Annotated in this window: 12 protein-coding genes; 5 read left to right on the forward strand and 7 right to left on the reverse strand. The window is 64.2% G+C overall.

Annotation, left to right across the window (positions count from 1 at the left end):
• Positions 1-593: 593 nt before the first annotated feature.
• Entirely contained in the window at positions 594-1,529 is a 936-nt protein-coding gene (argF, locus tag PSV40_RS11270; RefSeq protein ID WP_300537478.1) for an ornithine carbamoyltransferase, read from the reverse strand.
• Positions 1,526-2,749 (reverse strand): aspartate aminotransferase family protein, encoded by a 1,224-nt coding sequence (locus tag PSV40_RS11275; RefSeq protein ID WP_300537481.1) that lies wholly within the window; start codon positions 2,747-2,749, stop codon positions 1,526-1,528. The genes argF and PSV40_RS11275 overlap by 4 nt, the downstream gene beginning before the upstream one ends.
• A 233-nt stretch (positions 2,750-2,982) precedes the next feature.
• Between PSV40_RS11275 and PSV40_RS11280 the strand changes: the two genes are divergently transcribed.
• Positions 2,983-3,294 (forward strand): DUF3579 domain-containing protein, encoded by a 312-nt coding sequence (locus tag PSV40_RS11280; RefSeq protein ID WP_096667996.1) that lies wholly within the window; start codon positions 2,983-2,985, stop codon positions 3,292-3,294.
• A 267-nt stretch (positions 3,295-3,561) separates the two neighbouring features.
• On the opposite strand, the gene rpsT is transcribed toward PSV40_RS11280, so the two are convergent.
• The gene (gene rpsT, locus PSV40_RS11285; RefSeq protein WP_096667998.1) at positions 3,562-3,870 is read right to left on the reverse strand and encodes a 30S ribosomal protein S20; all 309 of its coding nucleotides are present in this window, start codon (positions 3,868-3,870) and stop codon (positions 3,562-3,564) included.
• A 137-nt stretch (positions 3,871-4,007) separates the two neighbouring features.
• Positions 4,008-4,742 (reverse strand): helix-turn-helix transcriptional regulator, encoded by a 735-nt coding sequence (locus tag PSV40_RS11290; RefSeq protein WP_300537484.1) that lies wholly within the window; start codon positions 4,740-4,742, stop codon positions 4,008-4,010.
• 106 nt (positions 4,743-4,848) lie between these two features.
• Between PSV40_RS11290 and PSV40_RS11295 the strand changes: the two genes are divergently transcribed.
• Genes PSV40_RS11295 through PSV40_RS11305 form a run of 3 tightly spaced genes read left to right on the forward strand, consistent with a single transcriptional unit; the run spans position 4,849 to position 8,305 of the window.
• Complete coding sequence (locus PSV40_RS11295) at positions 4,849-5,793, forward strand: alpha/beta hydrolase (protein ID WP_300537485.1); 945 nt, start codon at positions 4,849-4,851, stop codon at positions 5,791-5,793.
• 40 nt (positions 5,794-5,833) lie between these two features.
• Positions 5,834-7,399, forward strand: a complete 1,566-nt coding sequence (murJ, locus tag PSV40_RS11300; protein ID WP_300537487.1) for a murein biosynthesis integral membrane protein MurJ — start codon at positions 5,834-5,836, stop codon at positions 7,397-7,399.
• 54 nt (positions 7,400-7,453) lie between these two features.
• Complete coding sequence (locus PSV40_RS11305; RefSeq protein ID WP_300537489.1) at positions 7,454-8,305, forward strand: tetratricopeptide repeat protein; 852 nt, start codon at positions 7,454-7,456, stop codon at positions 8,303-8,305.
• Between the two features lie 150 nt (positions 8,306-8,455).
• Here the strand turns inward: PSV40_RS11305 and PSV40_RS11310 are convergent, their stop codons facing one another.
• The 3 genes from PSV40_RS11310 to purM form a co-directional block, all read right to left on the reverse strand.
• Positions 8,456-9,391: a ParA family protein gene (locus PSV40_RS11310; protein WP_300537491.1), complete on the reverse strand. Its 936-nt coding sequence runs from the start codon at positions 9,389-9,391 to the stop codon at positions 8,456-8,458.
• Positions 9,392-9,502: 111 nt separating this feature from the next.
• Positions 9,503-10,729, reverse strand: a complete 1,227-nt coding sequence (locus PSV40_RS11315) for an MFS transporter (protein WP_300537493.1) — start codon at positions 10,727-10,729, stop codon at positions 9,503-9,505.
• A gap of 46 nt (positions 10,730-10,775) precedes the next feature.
• Positions 10,776-11,816 carry a phosphoribosylformylglycinamidine cyclo-ligase gene (gene purM, locus PSV40_RS11320; protein WP_300537495.1) on the reverse strand — a complete coding sequence of 347 codons (1,041 nt, stop codon included), beginning with the start codon at positions 11,814-11,816 and terminating at the stop codon, positions 10,776-10,778.
• Positions 11,817-11,910: 94 nt separating this feature from the next.
• Here purM and PSV40_RS11325 point away from each other — a divergent pair, with 94 nt between their 5' ends.
• Positions 11,911-12,981 (forward strand): AI-2E family transporter, encoded by a 1,071-nt coding sequence (locus tag PSV40_RS11325; protein WP_300537497.1) that lies wholly within the window; start codon positions 11,911-11,913, stop codon positions 12,979-12,981.
• Positions 12,982-12,984: the final 3 nt, after the last annotated feature.

Below are 12,984 nucleotides of genomic sequence, written 5' to 3' on the forward strand. Positions count from 1 at the left end.
AAGGGTGCTGCAGCGGCAAAAAGGACGTGAGCTTCTAAGTTAGCGCTTATGGGACTTGATCCGGGATCCATGTGGGCGTGCCTTCCCGACACCGTTCGGGCTGAGCCTGTCGAAGCCTTTGCAACGTTGCGCTTCAGCGGGTCTTCCAGCAGGCCGGGTCTCGCCCCGGCGGGCGAGGTACTTTACTTTTGCTTCGCCAAAAGAAAGTACCCAAAGAAAAGGCGACCCGATGGTCTGGGTCCCTCCGCTTCGCTACGGGCAACCTCCGGTGCTCGCCGAAAGCGGGGTCTCGCTCGAACTCGCCTTCGGCTCAGACAATCGCGAGCCCTGATCCGCTTTTGCCTGCGCTCCTCGGCCCAGCCCGACGGGTGGGGGAAACGAATGCGGGATCGGGTGCGGGGAGACATGACGCGCGCAGCGCGTCATGTCGGAGAACGTGGCCATCATGTTTGCACGCGGGTGCAGCACACGCAGCCAAATGAAGCTCCCCGCCATCGCCCAGCGGGGCGAGGGAGGGGCGGGGGGAGGGAGTGGGGAGTTGCGCCTACTGCCCCGGGCGAACCGGGGACGCAGCGTGATGCAGCTCCGGTAACTTACTCAACCTTGCCCAGCAGCAAAAACTCCATCAAAGCCTTCTGCACATGCAGCCGGTTTTCGGCTTCATCCCAGACCACCGACTGCGGCCCGTCGATCACCTCGGCTTCGACCTCTTCGCCGCGGTGCGCCGGCAGGCAATGCATGAACAGGGCGTCGGGTTTGGCGGCCTTCATCATGTCGCTGTCCACACACCAGTCGGCAAACGCCTTTTTGCGTTCTTCGTTCTCGGCCTCGTAACCCATGCTGGTCCAGACGTCGGTGGTCACCAGGTCGGCGCCGGCGCAGGCCTGCATCGGGTCCTTGAAGACCTGGTAGCTGGCGGCCGAGCGGATGCCGGCCACGGACTGGTCCACCTCGTAGCCGGTCGGCGTGCTCAGGTGTACCTTGAAGCCGAGGATCTCGCTGGCCTGCAGCCAGGTGTTGGCCATGTTGTTGCCGTCGCCGACCCAGGCCACCGTCTTGCCTTTGATGCTGCCGCGGTGCTCGATGTAGGTGAAGATGTCGGCCAGGATCTGGCACGGGTGGAACTCGTTGGTCAGGCCATTGATTACCGGCACACGCGAGTGTTCGGCAAACAGCTCGATCTTGGTCTGCTCGTAGGTGCGGATCATCACCAGGTCCACCATGCGGCTGATCACCTTGGCGCTGTCCTCGATAGGCTCGGCGCGGCCCAGCTGGCTGTCGCCGGTGGTCAGGTGCACCACGGAGCCGCCCAGCTGGTACATGCCGGCTTCAAAACTGACGCGGGTGCGGGTCGAGGCTTTTTCGAAGATCATGGCCAGCGTGCGGTCCACCAGCGGCTGGTGTTTGTCGTAGGCCTTGAATTTTTTCTTGATGAGGGCGGCGCGCTCGAAGACGTAGGCGTACTCAGCGGCATTGAGGTCGCTGAACTGCAGGTAGTGGCGGATTGCCGTGTTGGCCGGGGTGCTCATGGTTTCTCCGCCAGCAACTGCTTGATCAGCGGGCACAAAATGGCCACGACCTCATCGGCCTCGGCTTGCGTGATGATCAGTGGGGGCACCAGCCGGATCACGCTGTCGGCCGTCACGCTGATCAGGAGGCCCTTGTCGGCAGCGCGTTTGACCAGGTCGCCGCAGGGTTTGGCCAGGTCGATGCCCAGCATCAGGCCCATGCCGCGGATTTCCTTGACCGCGCCCGAAGCCAGTTCGGCGGCCAGTTCGCGGCTGAGGGCGGACTTCAGGTGTGCGCCCACCTTGGCGGCGTTGGCCAGCAGGCCTTCTTCTTCCATGATCCGGATGGTCTCCACCCCGGCGCGCATGGCCAGCGGGTTGCCGCCGAAGGTGGTGCCGTGGTTGCCGGGGGCAAAGATGTGGGCGGCTTTCGGGCCCGCCACGACCGCACCAATCGGCACGCCCGAGCCCAGGCCTTTCGCCAGCGGCATCACGTCCGGCTTGATGCCGGCCCACTGGTGGGCAAACCACTTGCCGGTGCGGCCCATGCCGCACTGCACTTCGTCGATCATCAGCAGCCAGTCGCGCTTGTCACACAGGGCGCGCACCTGCCGCAGGTAGTCGGCGTCCATCGGGTTGACACCGCCTTCACCCTGGATGGCCTCGAAAAAGACGGCCACCACGTTTGGGTTGCCGGCGGTGGCGCTTTCCAGCGCGGCCACGTCGTTGAGCGGCACCCGGATGAACCCTTCGACCAGCGGACCAAAACCGGCCTGCACCTTGGGATTGCCGGTGGCGCTCAGCGTGGCAATGCTGCGGCCATGAAAGGCTTTTTCGTACACCACGATTTCGGGGCGTTCGATGCCCTTGTCGTGGCCGAACTTGCGCGCCAGCTTCAGCGCGGCCTCATTGGCTTCCAGGCCGGTGGAGCAGAAAAACACGTTCTCCAGGCCCGACAGCTCGACCAGTTTGGCCGCCAGCACTTCCTGGTTGGGCACATGGTAATAGTTGGAGCTGTGGATGATTTTGGCAATCTGGTCCTGCAGGGCGGGCACCAGCTTCGGGTGGTTATGGCCCAGGGTGTTGACCGCAATCCCGCCCAGCGCGTCCAGGTATTCCTTGCCGTTGACATCCCAGACGCGGCAGCCCTGGCCATGCGACAAGGCTATCGGCAGGCGGCCGTAGGTGTTCATCACGTGGGGGGAAGCGGCTTCGATGTGCTTGGGAAGGGCAGCGGTCATGAGGGAACTCCGGAAAAACAGGGGCTAAAAAAACAGGAACCCGCGATGGGGTCGGCGGTTCTGGATTGATTTTAGGCGCAGACCCTGCGGCCTTTGGTGAAGATCCTGCATCACAGCCATGCGCGGTCGCGTTGACCGAAAGCCAAGGTTTCAGTCTTATATAAGATAGAATCGTTGTGCACTGCAACATGGGGCTCGATCCTGGCCCCGGGCACGCAAAAACCCTCCACCCGATGGTCTCCAACACCGCCAAAGAAGTCTTCATTCAAGGCATCACCCGCGACGGCAAAACCTTTCGCCCCAGCGACTGGGCGGACCGGCTGTGCGGGGTGATGAGCCAGTTCCGCCCCGGTGGCCCGCAGCCCGGCAGCCATCTGACCTATTCCCCGTGGTGTGTGCCCACGGTGATCAACGGCGTCAAGTGTGTGGTGGTCAACAGCGAACTGCGCGACGCCGAGCCCATGGCCTGGGACTTTGCGATCAATTTCGCCAAGGACAACGATCTGCAGATCGCCGAGGCCTGCCTGATTCCGGACAAGCCATAAAGCTACTGCGCAGGCGCGATGCGGCGTTGCACGGTGCTCGCCATCCTCATGTACCTGGGTACATTCCGGTGTCTGTGCGCCATGCGCCTTGCCTCGCACCCGCTCGCTACACTTTCTGGCATATCCGGGGTGAAGTTTGAAGTGGAGCGCAAACAAAAAAGCCGTCGAAAGACGGCTTTTTTGCTTTGCTGGCAGCGCACCCTGCAGAACGGCGGACTGAAGAAGATCAGCCCGGGCGGGTTGCCTGATTGCTCAGGCGGTTGGGTTTTACGCGGCGGGAGTGGCCAGGGCGAGTGCCTTGACCTTGGTGGACAGGCGGCTCTTGTCGCGCGCTGCCTTGTTTTTGTGGAAGATGCCCTTGTCGGCGATCGTGTCCACAATGCTCTGCGCCTTGGCGAAGAGTTCGGTGGCCTTGGTCTTGTCGCCGGCGGCGACAGCTTTTTCGACGTTTTTCACGGCGGTGCGGTATTTCGAGCGCAGCGAGGTGTTGGCGGCATTGAGTTTGCTGTCCTGGCGGACGCGTTTGCGGCCGGAGGCCAGGCGGGGGTTCTTTTTCTTGGGTTTGGCGGTAGCCATATAAGTGTTCCTTTAAATGAGGAAAGGTCTGCGGATGATGCTTAGCAAAGCCTGCCATTATATAACTTCCCTCAATGTGCCGCCTTAAAGCCCGTCCGGGCCTGCGATCTGGGGCGCACAGGGCTCCCGGCACCTGCCTAAATCAGGCTGACATCCTTCAATGGCTTGAGCACGCTGGACGGTGTCATGCCGAAGGTTTGGCGGAACATACGGCTGAAGTGCGAGGAATCCACAAACCCGCCGTGCAATGCGGCATGGGTCAGGTTGGTGTTCGTTGTCAGCCCGACCATGGCGGAGCGTACCTGGGACCACACGCGGTAGCTGCGAAAACTCACGCCCATTTCAGCGCGGAACAAGTGGTTAAAGCGTGAGGCCGACAAGTGTGCGGCGGCCCCGGCGCAGTCACGGCCGAGCGGTCCCTCGCGCTGCGTGCGCAAGGCGAGCAGGCTGCGGGCGACCCGCTCATCGATGGGCGCGACCTGGCGGCAGGTCAATTGCAGCAGCGAATGCAAATCGAAGGTACGCAAATGCGCATCCATGCGGCTGCGCGAGGTCACCCGCACAGCGGGCTCGAAAATCACCCCGCCTTCCACCTGGAAATGTGTGCGTAAACCCCGCGCTTCCACAGAGTCTGGCTCAAGGTACATCAGTGCGACATGTTCGCCGCAGGGGTCGAATACATGTTCCACGCCGGTGTCGATCAGCGCGCTGCTGCAGGTCTGGGGGGGCTGGTTGGGCAATTGCACCGCGAAGCGGCCCGACAGCCCCATCAGCAGCACCGGCGACGCATGGCGGTGCCAGCCCGTTGCCGGCAACTCGCCCACATACAGTGCCCGGTTGGCGCCGAGCGTCAGGGTATTGGTTGCGCGCATAGCCTAAACGTACAAGTTTTTCGTCATGCTTTCTGTATTCTCCCGAACGCTGCCCGTCCCCCTGACCAGCGGCATGGATCCATATCCCCATTCCACGGAGACTTCCTTGAAACGTCTTGTTCCTGCATGGTTGGCATTTCTGCTCTTGTTGCTTACCGCTACGGTGTTGATGTACTACAGCTTGCCTGGTGCATTTGTGCAACCGTTGTTGAGCCTGAACCGTGAATTGTCCGGTCTCTCGGAAAAAACGGTATCAGTGGGCGCGCATGACGTCCATTATCTTGTTGGCGGAAGCGGCGAGCCGGTCGTCTTGCTGCATGGCATTTTTGCCGAGAAAGATCATTGGGTTGACTTTGCAAGGCCCCTGACCCGCCGCTACCAGGTGATTGCCCCCGACCTGCCTGGCTTCGGGGAAAGCGGCAGGCTGCCTGATCAGACCTATGACTACGCCAGCCAAACAGAGCGCCTGAAGGCCCTGTTCGATGCTCTTGGTATCCAGCGGGTACATCTGGCTGGAAATTCGATGGGCGGCACCCTGGCGGCGCTGTTTGCCATCCGTTATCCAGCGCGCGTGGCAAGTGTTGCCTTTATCGGTGCGCCGCACGGCATCAAGACGCCCCGGCCCAGCGAAATGGACGGATTGATCGATACCGGCAAGACGCCCCTGATTGCGCACAACGCGGTTGAGTTTGAGCAGATGATGTCGCTGCTGTTCACCCAACGCCCCTTCCTGCCGTATCCCATCCTGCAGGCGACGCAGGCCGATGCACTGCGCAACGCACCGTCGAATGTCCGTCTATGGACTGGGCAATTGAAAGACCGCTACTTTCTGGATGCGCACATTGGCGACTTGAAACAGCCCAACCTGACGTTATGGGGCGGCGATGATCGTTTGTTTGATGTTTCCGGCGCGGACGTGTTGCGTACGCGCCTGAAAAACTCCCGCATCCAGGTGCTGCAAGGGGTGGGACACTTGCCAATGATGGAGGCGCCGAAGGCAACGGCACAGATGTACGCCAGTTTCCTGGCGGACTTTTCCACGCAGCGTTAGGGAAGTGCTGAACCCGGAGCGGGGGCCTTAAACTCCCGTTGTGTCACTTTTCAAATCCGCGTCCACCGTTTCCCTGTTCACGCTGGTATCCCGGATCACCGGTCTGGTGCGGGAGCTGCTGGTGGCCTCGACGTTTGGCGCCAGCGCCATGACGGACGCCTTCAACGTTGCGTTCCGCATTCCCAACCTGTTCCGCCGCCTGTTTGCCGAAGGCGCATTCAGCCAGGCGTTTGTGCCGGTGCTGGCCGCCAGCAAGGCCCAGAACGGTGAGGCGGCCACCCAGGTGCTGGTCAACCGGGTCGCCACCTTGCTGGCCTGGGCGCTGCTGCTGACCTGTGTGATCGGGGTGGCGGCGGCCCCGGTGCTGGTCTGGCTGATGGCCAGCGGGCTGAAGCAGGAGCCGCGCGGGTTCGAGGCGGCGGTTTTCATGACGCGCTGGATGTTTCCCTATATCGGTTTCATGTCGCTGGTGGCCTTGTCCGCCGGCATTCTGAACACCTGGAAGCGTTTTGCCGTGCCGGCCGCCACACCGGTGCTGCTGAACCTCTCCATGATTGGCGCGGCCTGGCTCGGGGCGCCCTGGCTCAAGACCCTGGGCATTGAGCCGATTTACGCGATGGGCGCCGGCGTCATGCTGGGCGGGGCCCTGCAGCTGGCGGTGCAGGTGCCGGCCCTGCTCAGGATAGGCATGTTGCCGCGCATCGGCCTGGGCTGGACGGCCATCCGCAGCGCCTGGGCCGACCCCGGCACCAAAAACATCGCCCGCCTGATGCTGCCAGCCCTGCTCGGCGTCAGCGTGGCCCATGTCTCCACCATCATCAACACCCAGATCGCCTCGCACCTGACCCCCGGCAGCGTCAGCTGGCTGACCTATGCGGACCGCCTGATGGAGTTTCCCACCGCTATGCTGGGCGTGGCCATCGGGGTGGTGCTGATGCCGCAGCTGGCCGCCGCCAAGGCCGCGGGCGACGGCGACGCCTATTCCGCCATGCTGGACTGGGGCCTGCGCATCGTCGTGCTGATGGCCGTGCCGAGCGCCGTTGCCCTGTTGACCTTTGCCCAGCCGCTGGTGGCCACGCTGTACCACTACGGCGCCTTCACCGAGCGCGATGTGCAGCAGACCACCACCGCGCTGATGGGCTACGGCGCCGGGCTGGTGGGCCTGGTGGCCATCAAGGTGCTGGCGCCCGGTTTTTACGCGAGCCAGGACATCAAGACCCCCGTGCGAATTGCCCTGGTGGTGCTGGTGATCACGCAGCTGCTCAACCTGGCCTTTGTGCCGCTGCTGCAGCACGCCGGGCTGGCGCTGGCCATCGGCATAGGCGCGCTGATCAATGCGCTGTGGCTGCTGATCGGCCTGCGCCAGCGCGGCAGCTACAAGCCGTCGCCCGGCTGGGGCATGTTCTCGCTGCAGGTGCTGGCCGCCACGGCACTGCTCGCGGTCTTTTTGATGTGGGCCGCCCAAGCCGTCAGCTGGACCGGGCTGCGGGCCGAAGCCTTCAAGCGAATCGCGTTGCTGGCCCTTGTCCTGCTTGCGTCAGGTGCTATTTATTTCGGAGCGCTTTGGGCCACCGGCCTGAAAGTGCGAAAGTTGATGCGGCGCTGACGGTTTTCGGCGGTGGCACTCGCGTTGCCGGGCGCTTTGTGAGAAAGTAGCGGCATGCCTCTCAATCTCGATGTTCCGTCGCCCCTGCAGTACTTTGCCAGCCTGGTGCAAAGCGATGAGCATTTTCCGCTGCTGGAAGCGGCGGTCAGTGTGGCCCAGGACGAGTACCCGGATCTGGATGTGGAGCAGGTGCTCGGTGATGTGGACCAACTGCTGGCCCGCCTCAAGCGCCGCTTGCCGTCCGATGCCTCGGCCCTGCAGCGGCTGCGGGCGCTGAACCAGTTCTTCTTCCGCGACCTGAACTTCGGCGGCAACATCAATGACTACTACGACCCCGACAACAGCTACCTGAACGCGGTACTGAAAATCCGGCGCGGCATTCCGATCTCGCTGGCGGTGCTCTGGCTGGAACTGGCCGGCGGTGTCGGGCTCAACGCCCGAGGCATTGCGTTTCCGGGCCACTTCATGGTCAAGGTCAACCTGCCCAAGGGCCAGGTGGTGATCGACCCCTTTACCGGCCAGTCACTGAGCCGGGAAGAGCTGGCTGAGCAGCTGGAGCCGTTTCGCCAGCGCAGCGGCCTGGTGGACGACTTCGAGGTGCCTATCGGCCTGTACCTGCAGTCGGTGCCGGCGCGCGAGATCATCAGCCGCATGCTGCGCAACCTCAAGGAAATCCACAAGACCCAGCAGGACTGGCCGCGGCTGATCGCTGTGCAGGACCGGCTGATCGTGCTGCATCCCGAATCCTGGCCCGAGTACCGTGATCGCGGCCTGGCGCTGGCCGAGCAGGGGGAAGCCGGACGCGCCGTGCCGGACCTGGAGACCTACCTCGATCATGCCGAAGACGCACTGGACCTCGACGCCATCGCCGATCGCCTGGCCCGCTTGCGGCGCCAGAAAAGCTGAACCGGGTATCCCGGGGCAGGGAGCCACGCAGCGAGGGAGGTTGGCGGTTATTTCAAACAGGGGCCGCGGATCTGGCTTTGCCAGTCCGCAGGCGCAGCGCCCCCTCGGGGGGCAGAGAGCTACACGCAGTGAGCGAACGTGGGGGCTTTATTAACTAGCGTTGCGTTTCAAAAACTGGGGTATCTGCGGGCTGTCGGCTGTGCGTGTTGGGCGGGCCAGCGTGGGTACGGCCGGGGGACGCACCGGAGCCGGGGTGCTGCGGCCGGCACTCAGGGTGGACATGCGGCCGCCCTGGACCATGGACTCCTGGGCCGGTATCAGGCTGCCCGGCAGGGAGCCCAGCCGCCTGGACACCACTTCGCCGGGCGCTTTCAGGGGTGACGCCGCGCCTCTGGGCGCCAGGGTCCGTGCCGGGGGGCGCACCACGCCTGCACCGTCGTTGGCGGCCTGCGGCGGGTAGAGCTGGGGCTTGAGCCACTGCAGGATGGGCGCCCACTGGGCCAGATCGGCGGCGGCCAGCTGGGGCTGCAGATCAAAAATCGTCAGGCCGCGCTCCAGGCTGCGCACGTAAAGCTGGGTTTCGCGCAGGGCGCCCAGAAAAGGCACGCCCAGCGATTCCGCCCATTCGTCGAGGGTTTGCGCGGCATTGGTACGCGCGTCGATACGCATGCCGACCACCGCCAGGCGGCAGCGGCCGCTGGCCACACGCGGCATGGTCATCAGTTCGGCGTGGCAGGCCTGGGCCGACTCGCGATCAAACATCGAGTTGCACACCGGCATCACGATGGCGTCGGCAAACATCACGACGCGCGCGAGTTCAAAGCCGTGCATGCCGCCGGGGGTGTCAAGCACGACGTGGGTGATGCCGGTGGGAACGCGCAACATGTTTTTCTGGTCCACCGCCCAGGGCGCGATGGCCGGCAGCGAGGCGTCGCGCCGTTTCAGCCAGGCCCGCGCCGATTGCTGCCGGTCCACGTCCCCCAGCATGACGGAGCTGCCATTGCGCGCGCACCAGGCCGCAATGTGGGCGGCCAGTGTGCTTTTGCCACTGCCCCCCTTGCGATTGACGACTGCGATGACCGGCATGAACGCTCCAGAAACGGACAGAAGCAACAGTTTGATACAAAATGTCTCAAAAGTCCAGTCTGCCCAGTGAATGCGGCCGCAAGCAGCTAGTATTTTTGTAGCAAAAATGTCTTATTCAGGGGAGGCCGCAGCGTCATCGCGGACCCGTGCCCCGCGCCAGTACCCCAGCAGCGCCAGCGCCGCCAGGCTGAAGACCGCGCCCGCCACAAAGGTCACCGGGGCGCCCAGCTGGTCCCACAACACCCCTGCCACCGTGCTGGCCAGCAGCATGGCCAGGCCGCTCATCAGGTTGAAAAACCCGAAGGCGGTGCCGCGCAGGTCGGCCGGTGCGGCGTCGGCCACCATGGTCGCCAGCAGGCCCTGGGTCATCGCCATGTGCAGGCCCCACAGCGCAATGCCGGCCCCGATAAAGGTCCAGTGGTTGCCCGAGGCCAGCACCACATCGGCGGCGATCAGCACCAGCAGTCCGCCGGCCAACAGTTTGGTGTGGCTCATCCGGTCCGACAGTTTGCCGAAGGGGTAGGCGCCCAGGGCGTAAACGATGTTCATGCCGATCAGCACCAGCGGCGTCCAGGCGACGGGCAGGCCGCCCTGCAGCGCGCGCAGCACCAGAAAAGCTTCGCTGAAACGCGCGAGGGTGAAGACGGCGCCAATCACGACCACCCGCCAGTACGGTGCCCCCAAGCGCCGCAACTCGTCCCGGCTGATCGGGTTGCGGCGTGGCGCCGCGGTTTTGTCCGGTGCCGGTGCGGGCTCCTGCACGCCGAACAGCAGCAAGGCCACCGCCATGAAACCCGGAACCATGGCGACCCAGAAAATCGCCCGGAAGTCGTTGGCCCAGAGCAGCATCAGGCCCATGGCGAGCAGCGGCCCGACAAAGGCGCCCACGGTGTCGAGCGACTGGCGCAGCCCGAAGGCCGCACCGCGCATGCCGGGCGGGGCCAGATCGGCCACCAGCGCATCACGCGGCGCGCCGCGTATGCCTTTTCCGGTACGGTCGATCAGGCGGGCGGCCAGCACCATGCCGGTGGTGGTGGCCAGCGCAAACAGGGGTTTGGAGGCGGCGCCCAGGCCGTAACCCAGCACCGCCAGCGGTTTGCGCCGGCCCCAGTAGTCGCTGAGCACGCCCGAAAAGACCTTGACGATCAGGGCCGTGGCCTCGGCAACACCTTCAATCAGGCCGACGGCCCACATGCTGGTGCCCAATACCGTCACCATGAAGACGGGCAGCAGGCTGTGGACCATCTCGGAGGAAATGTCCATCAGCAGGCTGACAAAACCCAGTGCCCAGATGGCGGCCGGAAGCCGCCGTGGCGGGATGGGGGGTATGCCGGGCATGGCGGCGTGATCCGTGCGGTCTGTGGCGCCTGCCCGGTGCCTTGCGCTAGCTGACGGTGACCGCGGCGCCGTCGCCCTGGGTCGCAATCACACCAATCTCATACACCTGCTCGCCGGCGTCGCGCAGGGTTTTGGCCGTAGCCTGGGCATGGGCGGCGTCAACCACCACCACCATGCCGATGCCGTTGTTGAAGGTGCGGTTCATCTCGAAGTCGGAAATGGCGGCAGTTTTCTGCAGCCAGGCAAACAGCTCGGTCTGCGGCCAGCTGCCCTTGGTGAGGTGGGCGGCCGTGCCTTCGGGCAGCACGCGCGGAATGTTTTCCAGCAGGCCGCCGCCGGTGATGTGGGCCAGCGCCTTGATCGGGTGGGCGGCCAGGGCGGTCAGCACGTTTTTCACGTACAGGCGGGTGGGCTCCATCAGGGCCTGCCTGAACGGCTTGCCGTCCAGCGTGGCGGGCAGGTCGGCGCCGGCGCGCTCGATACATTTGCGCACCAGGCTGAAACCATTGGAATGCACGCCGCTGCTGGCCAAGCCCAGCACCACGTCGCCGGGCTTGACATCCTTGCCGGTGAGAATTTTTGACTTTTCAACGGCGCCCACGGCAAAACCGGCCAGGTCGTATTCGCCCTCGGGGTACATGCCCGGCATTTCGGCGGTTTCGCCGCCTATCAGTGCGCAGCCGCTGAGTTCGCAGCCTTTGGCAATGCCGCCGACCACGGACGCGGCGGTGTCCACATCGAGCTTGCCGCAGGCAAAGTAGTCCAGGAAGAACAGCGGCTCGGCGCCCTGCACCAGCACGTCGTTGACGCTCATGGCCACCAGGTCGATGCCCACGGTGTCGTGCATGGCCCATTCGAACGCCAGGCGCAGCTTGGTGCCCACGCCGTCGGTGCCGCTGACCAGCACCGGCTCCTTGTAGCGTTTGGGCACCTCGAACAGCGCGCCAAAGCCACCAATTCCGGCCAGCACGCCTTCGCGCATGGTTTTCTTGGCCAGGGGCTTGATGCGTTCAACCAGGGCGTCGCCCGCGTCGATGTCAACGCCGGCGTCTTTGTAGCTCAGGGGGGAAGGGGAGGAAGTGGTCATGCTGCTTGGGTGGTGGGAAGGGGCCGGCGGGACGGACATGCAAGCCCGATAGAATCCAAGCCAAGATTCTAAGGGTTCACCCCCGTCCGCCTGCATGCAATTTACTTCTACCCAAAAACGTACAGCCGCCTGGTGCCTGATCGCGGCTCTGGTGATGCTGGCGTTGTGGCTGCTGGGGCCGGTGTTGACGCCTTTTGTGGTGGGCGCCGTGCTGGCCTATGTGCTGACGCCGGTGGTGAACTGGCTAGATGGCCTGGGCCGCGGACGGATGCCGCGCGTGCTGGCCGTCCTGATCGTGGAGACCCTGTTCATCCTGATCCTGCTGTCCATCCTGCTGCTGGTGGTGCCGATTTTTGCCAAGGAACTGCCGCTGCTGCGCGAGCAGTTGCCGCTGCTGGCCGACCGCGTCAACAACGCCCTGGGGCCGTGGCTGGCGCAGTTCGGCATCACGGTGTCGCTGGATGTCGCGAGCATCAAGGCCTTTGTCGTGAAGTACCTCAGCGCCAACTTTGAAGACGCCTTCGGCTCGGTCCTGTCCTCGCTCAAGCTGGGCGGCAGCGTGGCACTGGCGATCGTGGGCAATGCGGTGCTGATCCCGGTGGCCCTGTTTTTCCTGCTCAAGGACTGGGACCGGTTTGTGGCCCTGCTGCTCGAGCTGGTGCCGCCCAAGCTGCGGGCCGCGTTTGACAGATTCATGGACGAGGCCGACACGGTGCTGGGCCAGTACCTGCGTGGTCAGCTGCTGGTCATGGGTGTGCTGGCGGTTTATTTCAGCGTGGCGCTGGCCCTGTTCGGCTTCGACCTGGCCGTGCCGGTCGGTGTTTTCACCGGCCTGGCATTTTTCATTCCCTACCTGGGCTTCGGGCTGGGGCTGCTCCTGGCGTTCATGGCCGGCGTCCTGCAGTTCGGTGGCTTGTACGGCGTGCTGGTGGTCGCCGGCGTGTATGGCGCGGGGCAACTGGTCGAGAGTTTTTACCTGACCCCGCGGCTGGTCGGTGAGCGTATCGGCCTGCACCCGCTGGCTGTCATTTTTGCCCTGCTGGCTTTCGGGCAGCTATTCGGTTTTCTCGGCGTGCTGATTGCCCTGCCGGCCAGTGCGGTGCTGCTGGTGGCGATTCGCCGCATGCGGGCCAGCTACATGCTGAGCAAGCTGTACCAAGGCTGAGGA

The sequence above is a fragment of the Polaromonas sp. genome (assembly GCF_029945925.1).
Lineage (GTDB): Bacteria > Pseudomonadota > Gammaproteobacteria > Burkholderiales > Burkholderiaceae_C > Polaromonas.

Coding starts and splice junctions, on each gene's coding strand:
- argF (WP_300537478.1), bottom strand. CDS start 1,529: ATGAGCACCCCGGCCAACACGGCAATCCGCCACTACCTGCAGTTCAGC.
- PSV40_RS11275 (WP_300537481.1), bottom strand. CDS start 2,749: ATGACCGCTGCCCTTCCCAAGCACATCGAAGCCGCTTCCCCCCACGTG.
- PSV40_RS11280 (WP_096667996.1), top strand. CDS start 2,983: ATGGTCTCCAACACCGCCAAAGAAGTCTTCATTCAAGGCATCACCCGC.
- rpsT (WP_096667998.1), bottom strand. CDS start 3,870: ATGGCTACCGCCAAACCCAAGAAAAAGAACCCCCGCCTGGCCTCCGGC.
- PSV40_RS11290 (WP_300537484.1), bottom strand. CDS start 4,742: ATGCGCGCAACCAATACCCTGACGCTCGGCGCCAACCGGGCACTGTAT.
- PSV40_RS11305 (WP_300537489.1), top strand. CDS start 7,454: ATGCCTCTCAATCTCGATGTTCCGTCGCCCCTGCAGTACTTTGCCAGC.
- PSV40_RS11310 (WP_300537491.1), bottom strand. CDS start 9,391: ATGCCGGTCATCGCAGTCGTCAATCGCAAGGGGGGCAGTGGCAAAAGC.
- PSV40_RS11315 (WP_300537493.1), bottom strand. CDS start 10,729: ATGCCCGGCATACCCCCCATCCCGCCACGGCGGCTTCCGGCCGCCATC.
- purM (WP_300537495.1), bottom strand. CDS start 11,816: ATGACCACTTCCTCCCCTTCCCCCCTGAGCTACAAAGACGCCGGCGTT.
- PSV40_RS11325 (WP_300537497.1), top strand. CDS start 11,911: ATGCAATTTACTTCTACCCAAAAACGTACAGCCGCCTGGTGCCTGATC.